At 39.3% G+C, this 18010-nt stretch carries 19 protein-coding genes; 17 read left to right on the plus strand and 2 right to left on the minus strand.

All coding sequences use genetic code 11. The features are described from left to right. The first annotated feature begins 12 nt into the window (after positions 1-12). From OB69_RS00950 to OB69_RS00975, 6 genes are all read left to right on the plus strand, one after another. Positions 13-1353: a serine hydrolase domain-containing protein gene (locus tag OB69_RS00950; RefSeq protein WP_053221819.1), complete on the plus strand. Its 1341-nt coding sequence runs from the start codon at positions 13-15 to the stop codon at positions 1351-1353. A gap of 96 nt (positions 1354-1449) precedes the next feature. Continuing rightward, positions 1450-2487, plus strand: coding sequence for a hypothetical protein (locus OB69_RS00955; RefSeq protein WP_185096839.1), 1038 nt, complete (start codon positions 1450-1452; stop codon positions 2485-2487). Between the two features lie 108 nt (positions 2488-2595). Then, positions 2596-4077 (plus strand): S10 family peptidase, encoded by a 1482-nt coding sequence (locus tag OB69_RS00960; RefSeq protein ID WP_053221821.1) that lies wholly within the window; start codon positions 2596-2598, stop codon positions 4075-4077. Between the two features lie 104 nt (positions 4078-4181). Next, positions 4182-5075 (plus strand): tetratricopeptide repeat protein, encoded by an 894-nt coding sequence (locus OB69_RS00965; RefSeq protein ID WP_053221822.1) that lies wholly within the window; start codon positions 4182-4184, stop codon positions 5073-5075. A gap of 338 nt (positions 5076-5413) precedes the next feature. Continuing rightward, positions 5414-7747, plus strand: a complete 2334-nt coding sequence (locus OB69_RS00970) for a tetratricopeptide repeat protein (protein WP_157608459.1) — start codon at positions 5414-5416, stop codon at positions 7745-7747. A gap of 55 nt (positions 7748-7802) precedes the next feature. Then, positions 7803-8777 carry an NAD(P)-dependent alcohol dehydrogenase gene (locus OB69_RS00975; protein WP_053221823.1) on the plus strand — a complete coding sequence of 325 codons (975 nt, stop codon included), beginning with the start codon at positions 7803-7805 and terminating at the stop codon, positions 8775-8777. Positions 8778-8803: 26 nt separating this feature from the next. On the opposite strand, the gene OB69_RS00980 is transcribed toward OB69_RS00975, so the two are convergent. Further along, a complete protein-coding gene (locus OB69_RS00980) occupies positions 8804-9784 on the minus strand; it encodes a GlxA family transcriptional regulator (RefSeq protein ID WP_053221824.1) in 981 nt (326 codons plus the stop codon). A gap of 124 nt (positions 9785-9908) precedes the next feature. Here OB69_RS00980 and OB69_RS00985 point away from each other — a divergent pair, with 124 nt between their 5' ends. From OB69_RS00985 to OB69_RS01035, 11 genes are all read left to right on the plus strand, one after another. Continuing rightward, positions 9909-10319 (plus strand): SRPBCC family protein, encoded by a 411-nt coding sequence (locus OB69_RS00985; RefSeq protein ID WP_053221825.1) that lies wholly within the window; start codon positions 9909-9911, stop codon positions 10317-10319. A 16-nt stretch (positions 10320-10335) separates the two neighbouring features. Then, positions 10336-10758 carry a VOC family protein gene (locus OB69_RS00990; RefSeq protein ID WP_053221902.1) on the plus strand — a complete coding sequence of 141 codons (423 nt, stop codon included), beginning with the start codon at positions 10336-10338 and terminating at the stop codon, positions 10756-10758. 9 nt (positions 10759-10767) lie between these two features. Continuing rightward, complete coding sequence (locus OB69_RS00995; RefSeq protein ID WP_053221826.1) at positions 10768-11175, plus strand: VOC family protein; 408 nt, start codon at positions 10768-10770, stop codon at positions 11173-11175. Between the two features lie 129 nt (positions 11176-11304). Further along, positions 11305-11679, plus strand: a complete 375-nt coding sequence (locus OB69_RS01000; protein WP_053221903.1) for a DoxX family protein — start codon at positions 11305-11307, stop codon at positions 11677-11679. A gap of 21 nt (positions 11680-11700) precedes the next feature. Beyond that, entirely contained in the window at positions 11701-11913 is a 213-nt protein-coding gene (locus OB69_RS01005) for a hypothetical protein (RefSeq protein ID WP_053221827.1), read from the plus strand. A 9-nt stretch (positions 11914-11922) separates the two neighbouring features. Beyond that, positions 11923-12219 (plus strand): RNA polymerase alpha subunit C-terminal domain-containing protein, encoded by a 297-nt coding sequence (locus OB69_RS01010; protein WP_245620758.1) that lies wholly within the window; start codon positions 11923-11925, stop codon positions 12217-12219. Positions 12220-12243: 24 nt separating this feature from the next. Next, the gene (locus OB69_RS01015; protein WP_053221829.1) at positions 12244-12684 is read left to right on the plus strand and encodes a VOC family protein; all 441 of its coding nucleotides are present in this window, start codon (positions 12244-12246) and stop codon (positions 12682-12684) included. Between the two features lie 15 nt (positions 12685-12699). Beyond that, positions 12700-13065, plus strand: coding sequence for a nuclear transport factor 2 family protein (locus OB69_RS01020; RefSeq protein WP_053221830.1), 366 nt, complete (start codon positions 12700-12702; stop codon positions 13063-13065). Further along, on the plus strand, positions 13062-13436 hold the full coding sequence (locus OB69_RS01025; protein ID WP_053221831.1) for a VOC family protein: 375 nt from the start codon (positions 13062-13064) through the stop codon (positions 13434-13436). Before OB69_RS01020 ends, OB69_RS01025 begins: the two co-directional genes overlap by 4 nt. Positions 13437-13446: 10 nt before the next feature. Then, positions 13447-13803, plus strand: a complete 357-nt coding sequence (locus OB69_RS01030; protein ID WP_053221832.1) for an iron chaperone — start codon at positions 13447-13449, stop codon at positions 13801-13803. Between the two features lie 6 nt (positions 13804-13809). Further along, positions 13810-14202: an acyl-CoA thioesterase gene (locus OB69_RS01035; RefSeq protein ID WP_053221833.1), complete on the plus strand. Its 393-nt coding sequence runs from the start codon at positions 13810-13812 to the stop codon at positions 14200-14202. 828 nt (positions 14203-15030) lie between these two features. On the opposite strand, the gene OB69_RS01040 is transcribed toward OB69_RS01035, so the two are convergent. Further along, on the minus strand, positions 15031-17916 hold the full coding sequence (locus OB69_RS01040) for a S9 family peptidase (RefSeq protein ID WP_053221834.1): 2886 nt from the start codon (positions 17914-17916) through the stop codon (positions 15031-15033). Between the last annotated feature and the right edge of the window lie 94 nt (positions 17917-18010).

An 18010-nucleotide genomic window follows, 5' to 3' on the forward strand; every position in this document is an offset into this window, starting at 1 on the left:
AAAATAAAATCCATGAAGAAGCTGCTTTTCATCTCCCTCCTATTCAGTAGTGTTATTCTTTCTGCCCAAGAATTTGACAAACAAAAGTTAGACACTTACATCAATTCACTACAAGCAAACAACAAAGCAAGCTTGGCCGTTGCCATCTCCAAATCCAATAACCCCGTTTACGAAAACTATGCTGGATTTCTTTCAGGTAAGCACGAACGAAAAATTAATTCCAACACAAAATTCAGGATTGGTTCTATTACTAAAACCTTTACCGCAGTAATTATTTTTCAACTGATCGAGGAAGGCAAAATCACTTTAGACACAAAAGTGAGTCAGTTTTTTCCAGAGATAAAAAACGCTGATAAAATCACCATAGCGCACCTTTTAAGTCACCAAAGTGGTATGTACAATTTTACTGATGCGCCTTCATTCATGAGCATAATGACTCAAGAAAAATCTAAGGAAGAACTATTAGAAATCATTAAAAGTCAACCTTCTGATTTTGAACCGGGCACTCAAACTTCCTACTCCAATAGCGGCTATGTACTCTTAGGTTTAATCATTGAAAAACTCACAGGCGAAAGCTATGAAAGTCATTTAAACACAAGGATCATTGATAAGTTAGGATTGAAAAACACGGCCTATGGCGACAAAATTGAACTAGAGAAAAACGAAGCCAATTCAATGAATTTCCAAAACGGGAAATGGACTAACTTTCCCTTAGAATCGAATATGAGCGTTCCATTTTCAGCAGGTGCAATCGTTTCTACTCCAAATGACTTGAATGAGTTTACCTATGCCCTATTTCATAACAAGTTAGTTTCAGCTAAATCATTAGTGAAAATGAAAGAGATCAAAAATGGTTTGGGGCATGGCTTGTTCTCGGTTCCTTTTTATGACAAAAAGGCTTTTGGCCACAATGGTAAAATTGACAATTTTGAGGCCAGTGCTTACCATTTTGAGGTAGACGATTTGAGTATTTCCGTTTTAACCAATGGGCTAACAATCAGCTTTAATGATATACTAGTTGGTGTGCTAAGCATTTACTACAACAAGGAGTTTACCCTACCTAATTTTGATCAAAAGTCCATCGAACTGAAAGCTGAAAGCTTAGAAAAATACTCGGGTCTGTTTTCATCCGAAGCCCTACCTATTCAAATCGTAATTAATGCCGAAGGTGGAAAAATAACTGCACAGGCCACAGGGCAAGCTGCTTTTCCTCTTACCCCTTTTAGCAATAGAGAGTTCCGGTTTGATCAAGCCGCAATAGTTATTCTATTTGGAGGAACCGAAAATGAGGTGAATTACTCCACTTTTACACTCAAGCAAGGCGGTCAGCAATTTGTTTTCAAGAAACAGTAGGTAAAAGAAAACACTCAGACGAAATCATTATTCGTAGAATTTACCTAAAGCCTACTATATTAGTGGTTGGTTGTTAATAATGGTATTTCAGCTCCTATGCTGTTAATCAATGTTTTATACGCAATGATTTCTCTGTCAAGAATTCGATTTTGTATTGCTTCACTACTGTTCCTATGTGTTTTCTGCTATGCTAAGGCACAAGAGCAAAACATTGACTTTTTTCCGTCAGAATTATCTAAAGCATTAATTACTCAGCCTACTGAAGGTAACCCTCGCTCGTACACTATTCAAACTCAGGAATATGCAGATAAGGCAACACATATCTCCTTATCAGAAATAATTCAAGAGTACCTGCTAGAGAACAACCGCATTTATCAGGTGAATCTGAATGCCAGAAAAACAACTTTGGCCAGCTATACCTTCGATTCACTATTTAGAATCAAAGCGATCAGATACTTTACAGACGATGCCCCAACACCTTGGATTTTCTACCAATACAACGACATTGAAAATACAAAAACAGAGCTACGATTAAGACGAGACTCAACTGTGTACACTAAAACCGTTCTAACCTTTAACGAAAACGATTTACTCATTTCTAGAAAGGAATTTTTTGGTGAATCTGATCTAAAAAGTGAACAAAGGTTTGTTTACAATGACTATGGAGATGTTGAAACAGAAGTTTCTTTGGGTAATCAGAATCAAAGCACTTATGTATATGAATACCAGTATAGTAGCGAGGGCAACAAATTAATGCGTAAGAAATTCAATAATGAAAAGCTTGAAAGTAGAGTTGAATATCAATACTTCCCTGATTCGTCCGTTCAAATTTCTACCGAATATGGCTTTAATAAAAGGCCGAAATCTCAAAACCTGACTGTTCTACAAGATTCATTAAGGGTGGAAATTACAGGCTATTTTTCGAGCATCGATACCACTGAATACCGGTCTAGTTTTAAGGAACTGTACGTGGGTGAAGATTTATTAGAATATGAGAGTAGAACCATCAATGGCGTTTTTGTAAACCGTTTCAAAACTTTTTATGAGTATGATTCTCATGGTAATTGGATCAAACGAATGACATACGAAAACAACAAATTGATCAAGGTGGAAAATCGTTTGTTTAGGTATTAATCATATTAACAGAGCGAATACTTAAACTTTAAAATCCCCCTGAAAGGAATTATCCTTCCTCATTAGAATTCATTAAATTCAGCCAATCAATTCTTACTTTTTGTAATTATGAAACACTTCTGTTTAATCTTCACCTTTCTGCTTTGTTCAACTTCTAACTTTTACGCCCAAGAACAAAAAAGTCCCGAAATCCCTGCCCCTAAAGAATTCATCACCCAACACGAGGGCATTTTTGGCGGCAAAAAGATAAGCTACACTGCCACGGGTAGCGAAATGTATTTGACCAATTCAAAGAACGAACCTACAGGAGCCATGTGGTCAGTGGCCTATACCAAATCGGGCAGTATTGAGCAAAGTACCCGCCCCGTTACTTTCGTTTTTAACGGAGGCCCAGGCTCTGCTTCTATGTGGCTTCATGTCGGCTTCTTTGGCCCAAAAGTGGTACGTGTAGACAGCGATGCCATTGAAGATGACGGTGGTGCGCCCTACCCTATTGAAGAGAATAAATTCGGCCTTTTAGACATCACTGATTTGGTATTCATCGACCCAATTGGAACAGGCTATAGTCAATTGATTGGTAATGGTAAGGGAGAAGAGTATTGGGGCTTGAACCAAGATGCACAGTCCGTAGCTACATTCATTCGCCAATGGGTAACTGAAAATAACCGATGGATGTCGCCAAAATATATTGCTGGCGAAAGTTTCGGGACTACCAGAGCAGCAGCAGTTTCGCAAGCACTGGAAGGCAACGGACAGGCTTTGGCTTTAAATGGCTTGATTCTAATTTCTCAGGCCTTAGATTATGAGGGTTCAACTTCGATTGATGACAACATTACTTCTTATGTTACCTACATGCCTACCATGGCGGCTACGGCTTGGTACCATAAAAAAGCAGGACAAGGCAAAACACTAGAAGCTTTTGTTGAAGAAGCCCGCGACTTCGCGTATAACCAATATGTATCTGCTCTCTATAAAGGCAATTTAATCTCAAGTCAAGAAAAGTATGCCATTGCTCAAAAGCTGGCTTATTTCTATGGAATTGACATTAATTTTATAAAAAGAGCCAACAACAGAGTTTTGACAAGTCGATTCAAAAAAGAACTTTTAAGAGACCAAGGTGTAGCACTGGGTACGCTTGACGCCCGTTATTATGGCGATGACCCCGATGACACGGCCGATTCTCCCGAACTGGGTGATGCCTCTAGCTATAAAGTTTCTGCAGCCTATACCGCAGCGCTGAACCATTATTTTACCAATGATTTGCAAATCACAATGGACAGACCTTACCTCACAAGCGGACGATTGAGCAGCTGGGATTGGGGCGCTGGTGGCGAGCCCATGTATGTAAAAACCTCTCGCAGATTGGCCAATGCCATGCGCAGAAATGAAGGAATGAAAGTATTGGTGGCCTGTGGCTATTACGATATGATTACCCCATTTTTCGATGCTGAATTCACCTTTTCCCGTAATGCCATCCCAATGGATCGCGTGAAATTGACTTACTATGAAGGCGGTCATATGATGTACAACCATCAACCCGATTTTGAAAAATTAGCCAAAGACATCAGGGAGTTTATTATTGAGAAGTAAGGAGATGAGCTAACTGAATAATGAAACATTTAAGACCTGTAGTTTGAATATACCAGCACTTTTTTGTTTCATTATAGAACGTTCATTTTAATTAAGAAAAAGCTGTGAAAATCTATATATCATTACTCTTACTATTAATAGTCTCTAACCTATCCTTTTACCAAGAAAGTATTTTCCATAATAAAAGATCAAATACATTACTTGACTTTAAAGTAATAACAGATTATTACGAGAGAGTAAATAATCAAGATGGTTCGGATTCGGGGGTAAATATCTACGCATCAACCAACGGTTATTTAGTGTTAATTGAAAGTGGAGAAAAGACCAGAAAAATAGCAGATGAAAAATTGAGCTGGTTAAATATGATTTTCAAATCCGTTAACATTACTCAAAAAGCAAGCGACCTCTTTGAACATGAGGTATTGATCAATACCGATGATGGTAAATATTGGTTACCTATTCAAAAGCAATTATACGGGTTTTGGGAGAAGGAAATGAAACTCAATAAGCAGGCGCTTATTTTCATAAGGGCTTTTGGTTCAACAGACGATGAAAAGGAAAACAGGTTCCTATTTACAATCAATTCCTTTAGTGGTAATTTTTATGATGGATTATGGGAAGAAGCCATAAAAAGCTATGATGTTAAAGATGATGTCAATGCAAATAACATCGTTAAAAAACTCATAGAACTCGACCCAAAAGATGGAAGAAACTATGCGATGTACGGTTATCATTATTATGACAAGGGCTATCCTGACAATAGACCCTTATTACAAAAAGCTGACTCACTCTTCAGTATAGCTGAAAAATTATCACCTGACTATAGTTATGGGCATTACCAAAGATCACTGGTAAAGTTTCAGCTTGGCGAATACATAAAAGCTTGGGAAGCTCTTGATAAAGCAAGAAACTTAGGAGAAACTAATATTGAAGGCTATATTTTAGAGCGTTTTGAAGCTAAGCTGCCCTACGCTGAGTATCTGAAAGTTAAAAAGTAAATCAGATAATCAGGACAATACACGTAAAAAAGCAATGGAAGCCCCAAAATAAATCCCGTAGGGATGGCCTGTTTGTAATGCACATATACAGCTAATAATTCCAAGCTCCGTAGGTGCGACCTATTGGATATGATCATCTGAAACTGTATGAATAACCTTAAGCTCTAATACCACCTCCCACCTTTAAATAATTCTTGCTATTTTTAGCTTTAAGCCAAAGCATCAATGACTAGAGCACCATCTATAAAAGGCCGAATTATCAGTTTTATAGACGCAGTATTTTTTCATTCCTATGACGTTGCGCTCTGTAAAATTAAAATGAATAAAACCGCTAAAACGTGATAAGTCAACAAAACCGCAGGTTGGCGGCCATTATGTTTACCGACATAGTGGGTTATACTGCCCTTATGCAGAAGGATGAAAAATCGGCTGCTGCAGTGAGGACGCGTCACCGTGAGGTTTTTCAAACTAAACACCAAGAACATCATGGCGAAATCATCCAGTATTTTGGAGATGGAACCTTAAGTGCTTTTCAAAGTGGAGTAGAAGCTGTTGAATGCGCCATTGCCATACAACGAATGTTAGGAACAGAAGATGGCATTCCCCTTCGGATTGGGCTCCATATTGGCGATATTGTTTTTGATGGTATCGAAATATATGGTGATGGGGTAAATTTTGCTTCCAGAATAGAAAGTATGGGTGTTGCTGGAGCCATTCTGATTTCAGAACAACTCAACGAGGAACTTAAAAATCATCGCCACATTTCAACCGTTTCGTTAGGCAGTTTCGAGCTAAAAAACATCATCGAGCCCGTTGAGGTTTTTGCGATAAACAATGACGGTATTAAAACACCTTCTCCTTCTGAACTTAAAGGAAAACAGAAGAAGCACTTGAAAACAATTGCTGTTTTACCCTTTGCCAACTTCAGCAGCGACCCAGAAAACGAATATTTTACCGATGGCATGACAGAAGAGATCATCAATGCCTTGGCGAAAATCAAAGCCCTAAAAGTCACTTCAAGAACTTCTTCTTTCTATTTCAAAAACAAGAACATTCCCATTTCGCAAATTGGGAAAGAACTGAATGTAGGTATTATTCTAGAAGGCAGTATTCGACTATCGGGCAAGGCCATTCGAATTACCGCACAGCTTATTGATGTAGCCGAGGACTATCACTTTTGGTCGGAAACCTGGGACCGTCAGCTCGAAAATGTATTTGAAATTCAGGATGAAATAAGTCTTTTGATTGCGGAAAAGTTAAGAGAGCAGTTTGGCCATTTTGAAATTCAAGAGCACTTAGTAGCCAAGCAAACCGAGAGCCTTGACGCTTACGAATACTCCCTCAAAGCCAAATTCCATTTTAATAAATGGAATCCAGAGGACATGCATACGGCCATTTCACTTTACGATAAGGCCCTTGAATTGGACGACAAACATGTTGAATCTTATTTAGGCTTGGCCGACTGCTACGGTTTTTTGGCCACCACAAGTTTTATGGATCATGCCGAAGCTTGGCAGAAGGCAGCCCAGCTTACCCATAAAGCGCATCAGCTCAACGATCGACATGCAGGGGTGTATTACCAATTGGCCAATCTCGCCTTTTTCACTGCTGTAAATTACAAAGAGGCGTTGAGGCTAACCATCAAAGCTTTAGAAATTCAACCCAACTATGTGGAAGCGCAGCAGTTCATGTCCTTTCTGTATTTAATAGCAGGAAAGAGAGACCGGGGGGTTCTTCATCTAAATAAAGCGCTTGAAATAGACCCACTTTCGCAGGAGACACTCTTTTACAAGGCCTATTATAATTATAAGACCGAGAATTATGAGCAGACCATTGAATTGCTAGATCGATGCCTTGAGCATAATCCAAAAAACATACCTGCAAGCACCGTCAAAAGCTACTGCCTCATCAAACAAAATCGACTGGACGAGGCTATCAATTATTTCGACACCATTCCATCCGACATTGTAATTGAAGCCGATAAAATTGGCGTACAAGCCATCGCCTACGCACTTAAAAATGATGCTTTTAATAGCGAAAAGCTGAGAAACCGTTTATTGGAATTTGCGCAAAACATTGAGAACTACCATGCGCAGTCTTATCTCTTTATGCTCTATGCAGCCACTGGCGAAAATGACAAAGCTTTTGAGTGGATTAAAGAAGCAATGGAAAATAATTCACCTTTGCTCCATCTACATTTTGTAGATCCTTTGGTGAACTCAATAAAAACTGACCCTCGATACACTGAGTTTCAGAAAGTGATTTTTCAGGAAATACCAGAAGTTAAAAAAGCAAAAAAGAAGAAGGAACTTCTAGATAAAGAGACGGCTCTTAATTACACAAACCGACTACTGAAATACATTGAAGAAGAAAAGCCATTTCTGGATCCAAATCTAAGTTTAAGGACTCTGGCAGAGCAAATAAAAATCAATCCGAACCAGCTTTCTTGGTTGCTCAATGAAAGTTTGAATAAGAATTTCAGCGAATTTATAAATGGCTATCGGGTGCAACACTTCAAAGAAAAAGTAGCCGATACAAGTCAGCGGCACCTCACCCTTTTGGCCTTGGCTTACGATAGTGGCTTCAATTCCAAAACGGTTTTCAATACCTTCTTTAAGAAAGTAACTGGGCAGACCCCAAAGGAATATTGGAAGGAAGCAACCATGAAATAAGTTCTGATTTAAAATCCCGAACGATCAGGTTTTAAATAATACCCAACTTTGATTCATGAAAGCGATTGAATATCACAATTACGGATCACCTGAAGTTCTACAGATCGTAGAAAGAGAAATACCTACACCAAAAGACAATGAGATATTGGTGAAGATATTCGCCACTACGGTTACAGCCACGGAAACCACTTTTCGCCAAGGAAAACCCTATTTCTCAAGGCTTTTTACGGGTTTAAGAAAACCGAAAATTAAAACCTTGGGCGAAGAACTCGCGGGAGAAATAATAGAAACAGGAAAAGCAGTAACGCTCTTTAAAAAAGGCGATCGTATTTTCGGAACTGCTGGCCCTACTTTCGGAGCCAATGCCGAATACATTACCCTACCAGAAGATGCAGTAATTGTGCCCTTGCCCTCTAATTTGAATTATGAAGAGTCAGCCTCGACATGCGATGGTTTCTTAACCGCCCTGCCCTTTCTGCGTGATACAGGGAAAATCAAAAAAGGTGAGAAAGTTCTGATTTATGGTGCTTCGGGCAGTGTAGGAAGTTCGGCCATTCAGGTAGCAAAATATTATGGTGCGGAAGTAACAGGGGTTTGCAGCACCACCAACCTTGAGCTGGTAAGTTCATTAGGTGCCGACCATGTGATTGATTACAAAAACGAGGACTTCACGAAAAATGGTCAACAATATGACATCATCTTTGATGCCGTTGGCAAAATCAAATACTCAAAGGCTAAAAAGGCTCTCACGAAAGAAGGACGATTTTTGGAAGCAGGTATTGGCTTCAATGTTCTTGGTCACGTACTCATTACTGCGCTATTTGGTAAAAAGAAAGCCTTAATTGCAACCACAGGTTTACGTCCGCCAGCAGAAAGAACGAAAGACCTTCATCTGCTCAAATCTCTTTTAGAAGAGGGCCGCATCAAACCTGTGATCGATAAGACCTATACTTTTAGCAACATAGCCGAGGCGCATCGTTATGTAGACCTAGGACACAAAAAAGGAAATGTGGTGATAAGGATGGTTTAGTGAGCCAATAACCGTTCTATTAATCACTAAACAGCCACCTCCACCTTGGCGTATTTGTTCCGATACTCAATCGGTGTTAGCCCCGTGATTTTCTTAAACACATTGCGGAAAGCTTTGGTATCGGTATAACCTACATCAAACATTACTTCATTGATGTTTTTTCGGCTGGATTCAAAACTGCGTTTAGCCGCTTCAATTTTAATTCGTTGAAGGTATTCCAACACCGTGTTTCCAGTGGCAATTTTAAACCTGCGCTCAAAACTTCTTCTGCTTACCGCTACATGATTGGCTACATCATCTACCGATATTTTCTCTTGAAAATTCTCTTCTAAATATTGTTGAGCCAGCTTCACCGCTTCATCATTATGATCCTTCTGCCCATTAAAAATAGCAAAGGAAGATTGGCTACTTCTGTCGATGTCTATCGCAAAATACTTGGAGGCTAAAATGGCCGTATCGCGGTCGGTATATTTTTCTAGAATATAGAGCAACAAATTCCAATAGGAATTGGCACCACCGCTAGAATAGATTCCTTTCTCCTCGGTAATAATACTGCCGTCCATGATTTCCACATTGGGAAAAGTCTCTCTGAACTCATTATAATAAGCCCAATGAGTTGAGCACTTCTTATCTTTCAATAAACCTGTGGAAGCCAATAGAAACGCACCAACACAAAGCGAAGCCACTTCTGCCCCATTATTATGTTGTTCAATAATCCAGGGAATTGCAGCCTGATTTACCGCTACGGCATTTTTCATATCACCAAAAAGCGCAGGAATAATGATCAAGTCAGTTTGTTTCACCTCACTGATTAGTTTATCGGCATGAACGGAAAAAACGCCTCCATGTAACCTCACCTCTTTGGTTAATGCCACCAATTGCACATTGAATAGTGGTGCTTTACCTGCCGCTTGCAAAAACTGGTTGGCAGCAGTGAACATGTAGCGAGGGTCTGCCACAGCCTCCATTACAGAAGACTCCGGAACAAATATGGAAACGGTTTTCATACCTAAATGTAAATCAAAAGTTTGGCGGAATCAACCCCGTAAAGTGTCGGTATTTCCCCGCTTATATATAAAAGCAAATTCAGACATTTGTAGAGTAACCTATTGAAAACCTTAACATAAAGACATGGAGAAGATCACAATTAAAGCAAACGTAAATGCGCCTATTGCTAAAGTATGGAATTTCTGGGGAGCACCAGAACACATTACGAAATGGTGCCAAGCATCTGACGATTGGCATGCACCCAGCGCTGAAAACGATCTAAGAACAGGCGGCAAATTCACCACTAGAATGGAAGCCAAAGACGGAAGTTTCGGTTTCGATTTTGGTGGAATTTATGATGAAGTAATCAAGCATAAGTTAATCGCTTATACAATGGAAGATGGCAGAACCGTGAAAATTACTTTTGAAGAAAAAGACGGAACAACAGAGGTTGTTGAAACCTTTGACCCAGAAAGCGAAAACCCAATAGACATGCAGCGCGATGGATGGCAGGCCATCTTAAATAACTTTAAGGCTTACACGGAGACAAATTGAAATTCTATTAATGACTATGCAGAATCAAATTTATCCATGCCTTTGGTTTGATGGACAAGCCAAAGAAGCAGCAGATTTTTACTGCACGATTTTCAAAGATTCAAAAATAACAACTGACTCCCCTATGGTGGTAAACTTTGAAATCAACGGAAAAAAATTCATGGGTTTAAATGGCGGACCCAAATATAAATTTTCACCAGCAACTTCATTTGTAATAGAGTGCGAAACTCAAGAGGAAATTGATTTCTATTGGGAGAAATTAGGTACAGGAGGCAAATACAATCAATGTGGATGGCTTGATGATCAATTTGGAGTGTCTTGGCAAATTGTCCCGAAAATCCTTAAGGAACTCATGAGCAATCCTGAAAGATCCGAGAAAGTGGTTGAGGCATTTTTGAAAATGTCAAAATTCGAAATACAAAAACTAATTGATGCCTAACCCCATAAAATGACTAGGATTAGCCCCTTTTTAACCTTCAATGGCAATTGCCGCGAGGCTATGACTTTTTATCATAATTGTTTTGGTGGCGAAATTCAATTTCAAACCATTGGCGACTCACCGTTGGGTAAAAAATTGAGTTCAGAAATGCAGGAATACATTCTACATTCTTCCATTTCAACAAAGCATTTCACCTTAATGGGAACGGACATGGTTGAAGAACAAGGTTTAGTGCAAGGTAATGCGGTTTCTATTTGGGTAGAATGCATGAGCAAAAGTGAGCTGCACAATTACTATCAGAAACTTGCAGAAAAAGGTGAAGCTAGCCAGCCCATTGAACAAACCTATTCGGGTGCATTATTGGGCGCGCTTACCGATAAATTCGGAAAGCATTGGCTATTTCATTGGAAAACATAAACGCTAAAAACATCATACATCTCTGTCGCAATCAGCCCTTTACAATGGCGGATATATACCACCTTAAACTCACTTTATGTGAGCAAATTTGTAATGAATCAACAAAAATTAACTTCAATCAACCGTATCATGAAAAAGAGCAAAATCATTTTCTGGAGCACCACCATTCTTATTTTTCTATTTGAAGGAGTTATGCCCGCCCTTACTTCGCAAACCGAACTGGCCAAAGAAGGGATCCGCCATTTGGGCTACCCCGATTACTTTGGTGTAATGCTTACTATTTTTAAAGTACTTGGCTCATTGGCACTGATTATTCCAGCCGTGCCAAAGCGTGTAAAAGAATGGGTTTATGCAGGTTTTGCCATCGATTTTATTGCCGCATTTGTCAGCCTTGCTGTAGTGGATGGATTCGGACTGGCCTTACTTTTACCTTTAATATTTATGGTTGTGTTAGTGCTTTCTTATATTCATTATCATAAATTGAATCCAGAAATAAAAAGTTAAAGCATTAACAGCAAACTGTTTATGATCGAAGTTTTTGCTACAAATATTACCACGGAAGGAAAAGCCAAAAAGGTTCTAACTCAAATTGAAGAAGCCTTTCCAGACTATATAGCCAACTTCGATTTAGAAGATTGTGATAAAATTCTTCGTATCGAAACCCATAAAACCATCATCGACACGAAATCTATAATTCGTCTTGTAAACGAAATGAATGGTCAAGCTTCACTTTTATAAACGCGAATAATGATGGAGCAAAAACAGCATTTAAAAACTTGCCTAAAAGGACATCAATACTACAAAAGCAGCGACTGCCCCACCTGCCCAATATGTGAGGCAGAAAGAAAACCAACAACTGGGTTTCTATCACTAGTTAGCGCTCCTGCAAGAAGGGCTTTGGAAGCACAAGGGATTTCTAATTTAAAGCAATTATCTGAATACAGTGAAAAAGAAATATCATCGCTTCACGGCATTGGCCCAAAGGTCATGTCTATCTTAAAAGGGGTATTAAAAGAAAATAACTTACATTTTAAAACAAATTAAAACCAACATCTAAAACTTAAAATTATGGCATCAGTAAGCACTTATCTTAATTTTTCCCGCAATACCGAAGAAGCATTCAATTTTTACAAATCCGTTTTTGGTGGAGAGTTTTTCGGAGAAGGCATTATGCGTTTTGGTGATATTCCAGCCCAAGAAGGAATGCCTCCAATGGCCGAAGAAGACAAAAATCTTGTAATGCATGTGGAATTACGAATTTTAGATTGTCACACCTTAATGGGTACAGACGCACCTGAAAGCATGGGTTTCAAAATGAATTTTGGAAACAACAGCTACATCAACCTTCAGCCCGACACCAGAAAGGAAACCAAAAAGCTCTTCGATGCGCTTTCAAATGGCGGAAAAGTAACTCAAGAGCTCGAAGAGATGTTTTGGGGGGATTATTACGGAAGTTGCACGGACAAGTTTGGTGTACAGTGGATGTTCAATTGTGGTGAAAAGGCGTAAGTCAAATTTCCCATAATGACTGATCACAACAAAAAGATTGCAACAGCCTTTTCTAAAGGTGAATTCAGCTCGGTATATGATATACTGGCGGATAACATTGAATGGAATATTGTGGGTGAAAGGCTATTAAAAGGAAAAGAAGAGGTGATTGCCTATTGTCAGAAAACAGCTCAGTATTTTTCGGAAGTCAGTACTGACTTCCGATTAAAAAGCATCGTTGCAGAAGGCAATCATGTAATGATTAACGGAACGGCTGAATTCATCGGTAAATCAAACAAATCCACTTATATTTCTTCTTGCGATGTGTATTCCTTTGAAGAGAATAAACTTCGAGAAATCACTTCTTACTGCATAAAGACGAACAAACCAGAAACACTATGAAAATACCTCAAGGACACCAATCTGTAATGCCTTACCTCATATTACCTGAGGCGGAAGGTTTTAGCGAATTCGCAAAGCAAGTTTTTAATGCGAAAGTAAGTTTAACAAGGCTGCGCGAAGATGAAAAAACCATAATGCACTCTGAATTAATGATCGGAAACAGTACAATCATGTTTGCTGGGGCTACAGAACAATTCACTACCCAAACAGCACATCTATTTGTTTATGCAGATAACGCGGACGAAACCTATCAAAAAGCATTGAACAATGGCGCCACTTCAGTAATGGGCTTATCTGATCAAGATTACGGAAGAACCTGCGGGATCTTAGATCCCTTTGGCAATACTTGGTGGATTACATCTGTATATTAGTTAAGTTCTTATGAAGCAATCCATAGAAGTTGACCAATACATCTCAGGCTTTTCAGATGAAGTAGCGTCTGTTCTTTCAGAAATCAGAACCCTTATTCAGCAAGCGGCCTCTAATTCGGAAGAATGCATAAGCTATGGTATTCCTACTTTTAAGTTAAATGGAAAAAGCTTGGTGCATTTTGCGGCCTACAAAAAACACATAGGGTTTTATGCTACACCTACTGGTCATACTGAATTTGCAAAAGAGTTGTCGCAATACAAGCAAGGCAAAGGGTCTGTTCAATTTCCGTTAAGCCAACCCATGCCCCTTAACCTAATTAAGCGAATTGTAGAATTTAGGATGAAAGAAGTACTTAAGACAAATTAAAGACAAATGCCTGCTATTTTTGAATCTACTTTTGAAGTAACTGCTGCCGACTTGGACGCCATGCAGCATGTGAACAACGTACGCTATTTACAGTGGGTGCAAGATGTTTCTGAAGCTGCTTGGACACAAACCGCGAAACCAGAATGGCTAGAACAATACAAATGGGTGGCCATTAATCACTTTATAGAATACAAGAAACCCGCATTTTTAGGTGATCAAATCCAGATCAAAACACACGTAAACGAACACACTGGAGTAAAAAGTAATCGACTGGTACGTGTATTCAATGCCACCACAGGCGACCTACTCATGCAATCTAGCTCTTGGTGGTGTATGATTGACGCCAACAACCTAAAACCCACCCGAATCCCAAAAGAAGTTACAGAGGCTTTTGTGTGACTAGTTACTTTGAATCTCCATTCCAGGCGGTTATTGCGAGCCTGCATGCCGCAGGTATGAAACAAACCATGCGATAGCACTGGGTTGTGACGAAGCAATCTCTAGCTTTGCTGTTCATCATTGAGATTGCTTCACGCAAGCAGCGCTGCTCCGAAGAACTATGGCAGGTTCGCAATGACGATCAATACAGGCATATTCACTTAATAAATTGACCAAACTACTTATTACACTTAAGAGTAAATCACCACAAAAAGCCAAATCGGAGTGTCATTGCGAGAAATAAGCATTGCACTAGCAAAAGCTTATGACGAAGCAATCTTAAGGATTCGTCAACTTGGTGGTGAGATTGCTTCACGCTTGCTCTTTCACTTCGATGTACATTTGCAGGTTCGCAATGACGAAGTATTTAGCCTTTGCGCTCCTTTGAGGCCTTTGCGGTTAAACAATTTTCTAGGTTGCTTAATGTAAACACTCCCCTAACCCCTCTTAGTAGAGGGGAATAGTAGTGCCAATTTCAAACGTCTAAAATTCTAGACTACCACTAAGGCATTCCCTCCTAGAGGAGATTTAGGGAGGTGACGAAGCACCGTTACTCCAAGGAACTGTAACAGGTTTGCAACGCTTACGCCTTAGCTTTTACTGCTGGCCGTAGCCTATAGCAAAGGCGCAATAACCAAGCGAATAATCTTTCGATACAAGTTGAACTCCAACACCCATTGCTATAGTTTAGTCCTTTCCTTCAACAAAAAACTAGAGCCACAAGCACATAAAAAAACTGGCGAAGCAGAAGCCTCGCCAGTTTAAAAATCTAATCTGTTAATTGCTTAACTATTTATTTCCTTTTGTTTTTTCTTTCATTAAGCTAGCACCTTCTCCTTCTACAGTGTTATTGGTTTCGTCTACCAATTCGTAACCTAAAGTTCTTCCTTTAAGTGTAGCTGGCAAACCATTCGCCATCCACTCTGGCATTGGCGCACCTTTTAAGTAGTGATCGAAGAATTGCCCCATTCTGATAGAAAGGTCTTTTCTGTTTTTACGCTGAACAAGGTTATGGTCTTCGCCATTGTACACCACTAACCAAGATGGTTTTTGCAAACGTCTCAAGGCCATGTAGTATTCAATACCTTGGTACCACGGCACCGCACCATCTTCATCATTGTGCATAATAAACAAAGGTGTTTCCACTTCGTCCATTCTAAAGAGTGGAGAGTTGTCGATGTAGCGTGTTGGAGTTTCCCATAGTGTTCCGCCCAAACGACTTTGTGTTTTCTCGTACTGGAACATACGGCTCATACCGCTACCCCATCTCACTCCACCATAAGCAGAGGTCATGTTTACAACTGGCGCTCCTGCACCTGCCGCAGCATACATATCTGTTTTAGTAACAAGGTAAGCTACTTGGTAACCTCCCCAGCTTTGGCCTTGAATCGCCATTTTGCTCTTATCTACAAAGCCCATATTTACAACAGCATTTGTAGCCGGAACCACATGGTTATAAGCACTAGGTCCAGGATAACCCAATTCATATTTAATGTCTGGAACTAATACCAAGTAATCGTTACTCACATAATATGGAATATTGATTGTACTTGCACTTGGCGCTGGGCTTGGATGGCTATGTAAGCTGTTTGATCTTCTTTCGTAGAAATAAACAATCATTGGATATTTCTTGTTCGGGTCGAAGTTTTCTGGCTTGTAAAGAATGGCCTGCATTTCTTCTCCATCTTGTAAAGAATTGAACTGAATTAGTTCGGCAGTACCCCAATTGTAAGGATCTTCTTGTGCACCTACATTGGTAAGTTTTTTCAAACCATCCATTTTATAGCTGTTAGCTACATACAATTCACCAAATTCTTCATAAGTAGATTTAGTAAAGATAACGCGATCAGAATCTTCCGCTTTGATTAACCTACCAAAACTCACATCTTCCATAACCACTTTTGTTGGGTTAGAAGCTTTTGAAAGGTTGGCAGTATAAAAACCATCTTGCATTGTCCATTGGTGCATGGCGCTAAGCAATACTGGTGCTTTCATTGAGATAAATTTCTCGTCTCTATCTAGCGACTGATATCTGAAAGTAATATTGTTTTTACGACCAAAACCATTGGTTACGTTCTCAGGAGCTAATTTTCCTTTTGGATCAATTTTCCAGATATCGAAACGATCGTTAATAAAAAAAGCAGCATCCTTTTCGCTCCAACCTGCCGCTCCGTAAGAACCAGCTAAAGAAGGAGAGTCATGTAACTCATTGGCAAAACTCACATCAATCCCTTCTGTCAAGTTTCTTACAGTTTCAGTAGCTACATCCATAGCAAACCAATCTTCCAATTCAGGATCGTACCAAGTTAGGTAGTTACCCTCTGGTGAAAGAGACATAAAGCCTCTGCCAGCTTCCATAATCAATTTGGCTTTACCTGTATTCACGTCAACTTTGTAGTAATCACGTGGCTGTTGAGTATCCCAAGTAGACTGAATTCTATAAGCTTGGTCGTCTGTAGCCAATACAAAGTCACGGTCATTTTCGGTATCAATGTAAATGCTCTCTAAGTTCGGGGTACCTAATTGAACCATTTTCATTGATTTCAAATCCATCACTACATCGAAAGTCTGATTCTTATCTCTATTGGCTCTTAATTTTTGCATTGGCTGAATGTACGGATCGTTATAAGACCATACATCTACCGCAGGGCGCTCAGAATCTAATAAAGTAGTATCCTCTTCGTATGCATATTTTACAGGGCGTGGAGCTGTTCCGAAGTACAATCTTTTTCCGCTTTCTGAAAAGCGTGGATTACTATTATCACTTACCATCCAGTTATTAGGAAGACCAGCCGTAGTAGTATCGGCAATGATTTTTGCCTCATTATTACCTGCTTTCCAGTGCATTAAACTGAAATATTTGTCATCAGCTTTACTGTCAGAATTAGTAGCAAAAAACACCAACTCTTCTCCATCCTCAGTAGTGGTAAGTTTTTTGTAATCCTTTAAGCCTGAGTTTAAAGTAACTTCTTTACCAGTTTTTGTATTATAGGCAAATACACCAGCAGGATTCAATGAATCTGCTTCATCTTTTTCGAAATACAGATAGTTACCTTTTGTGGTTAACTCATAATCCATAACACCTTCAAAGCGCTTTTCGCTACCAGAAACCATGTTGTAAAGCACCAATTCTGTTCCTTTAGATTTAGACTTCGGCTTTTTGTCTTCTTCAGATTTTTCGGCCTCCTCTTTTTTGGCTTTTTCTTCCAAAGCAGCTTCATGAATCCAAGCAACAAACTCGGTAGATTCGTTTGGTAACTGATAGTTTTTTACCCTAGCAATTTTCTTGATATCACCACTTTTAAGGTTTACTATGAAAAGAGAATCTTTAGGCATTTTTGCGCTAGTGGTTTTCTTAAGTTTCAGCGCATGCTCCTTCTCATATTCGGGATTAACGGTAGCTACCACAAAATCGCTATTCTTAGAGAATGAATACCTACCTACTCTATCGAGGGTGTAGGTTTTGTTGTTGATTAGGCTCTTGATTTCAAGTATGCCGTCTCCTACCTGAGGGCTAATTCTATAAGCGGTCCAATTACCATCATTGCTTATAGTGGTGGATTGCAGGCTTTTCCAGTCATCATAAACATCATGTGTTAGTGGTTTCTTTTGGGCGGTTGCCTGAAAGAACATAAACAGCATGAAAATTGAAAATAAGCTGATTTTCGTTTTCATAGGTTTTAGTTTCTAATTGTTATCTATTCCTTACAAATATAAAAGTTAGGCAGAGTATATAAACACTTCTTATATTGACGGAATCAACTTGAAT

This window comes from Roseivirga seohaensis subsp. aquiponti, assembly GCF_001267955.1.
GTDB lineage: Bacteria > Bacteroidota > Bacteroidia > Cytophagales > Cyclobacteriaceae > Roseivirga > Roseivirga seohaensis.

What these genes read in the sequence shown, in the direction of transcription:
- OB69_RS00950 (WP_053221819.1), top strand. Translation starts at nt 13, where the DNA reads ATGAAGAAGCTGCTTTTCATCTCCCTCCTATTCAGTAGTGTTATTCTT.
- OB69_RS00955 (WP_185096839.1), top strand. Translation starts at nt 1,450, where the DNA reads ATGCTGTTAATCAATGTTTTATACGCAATGATTTCTCTGTCAAGAATT.
- OB69_RS00960 (WP_053221821.1), top strand. Translation starts at nt 2,596, where the DNA reads ATGAAACACTTCTGTTTAATCTTCACCTTTCTGCTTTGTTCAACTTCT.
- OB69_RS00975 (WP_053221823.1), top strand. Translation starts at nt 7,803, where the DNA reads ATGAAAGCGATTGAATATCACAATTACGGATCACCTGAAGTTCTACAG.
- OB69_RS00980 (WP_053221824.1), bottom strand. Translation starts at nt 9,784, where the DNA reads ATGAAAACCGTTTCCATATTTGTTCCGGAGTCTTCTGTAATGGAGGCT.
- OB69_RS00985 (WP_053221825.1), top strand. Translation starts at nt 9,909, where the DNA reads ATGGAGAAGATCACAATTAAAGCAAACGTAAATGCGCCTATTGCTAAA.
- OB69_RS00990 (WP_053221902.1), top strand. Translation starts at nt 10,336, where the DNA reads ATGCAGAATCAAATTTATCCATGCCTTTGGTTTGATGGACAAGCCAAA.
- OB69_RS00995 (WP_053221826.1), top strand. Translation starts at nt 10,768, where the DNA reads ATGACTAGGATTAGCCCCTTTTTAACCTTCAATGGCAATTGCCGCGAG.
- OB69_RS01000 (WP_053221903.1), top strand. Translation starts at nt 11,305, where the DNA reads ATGAAAAAGAGCAAAATCATTTTCTGGAGCACCACCATTCTTATTTTT.
- OB69_RS01005 (WP_053221827.1), top strand. Translation starts at nt 11,701, where the DNA reads ATGATCGAAGTTTTTGCTACAAATATTACCACGGAAGGAAAAGCCAAA.
- OB69_RS01010 (WP_245620758.1), top strand. Translation starts at nt 11,923, where the DNA reads ATGATGGAGCAAAAACAGCATTTAAAAACTTGCCTAAAAGGACATCAA.
- OB69_RS01015 (WP_053221829.1), top strand. Translation starts at nt 12,244, where the DNA reads ATGGCATCAGTAAGCACTTATCTTAATTTTTCCCGCAATACCGAAGAA.
- OB69_RS01020 (WP_053221830.1), top strand. Translation starts at nt 12,700, where the DNA reads ATGACTGATCACAACAAAAAGATTGCAACAGCCTTTTCTAAAGGTGAA.
- OB69_RS01025 (WP_053221831.1), top strand. Translation starts at nt 13,062, where the DNA reads ATGAAAATACCTCAAGGACACCAATCTGTAATGCCTTACCTCATATTA.
- OB69_RS01030 (WP_053221832.1), top strand. Translation starts at nt 13,447, where the DNA reads ATGAAGCAATCCATAGAAGTTGACCAATACATCTCAGGCTTTTCAGAT.
- OB69_RS01035 (WP_053221833.1), top strand. Translation starts at nt 13,810, where the DNA reads ATGCCTGCTATTTTTGAATCTACTTTTGAAGTAACTGCTGCCGACTTG.
- OB69_RS01040 (WP_053221834.1), bottom strand. Translation starts at nt 17,916, where the DNA reads ATGAAAACGAAAATCAGCTTATTTTCAATTTTCATGCTGTTTATGTTC.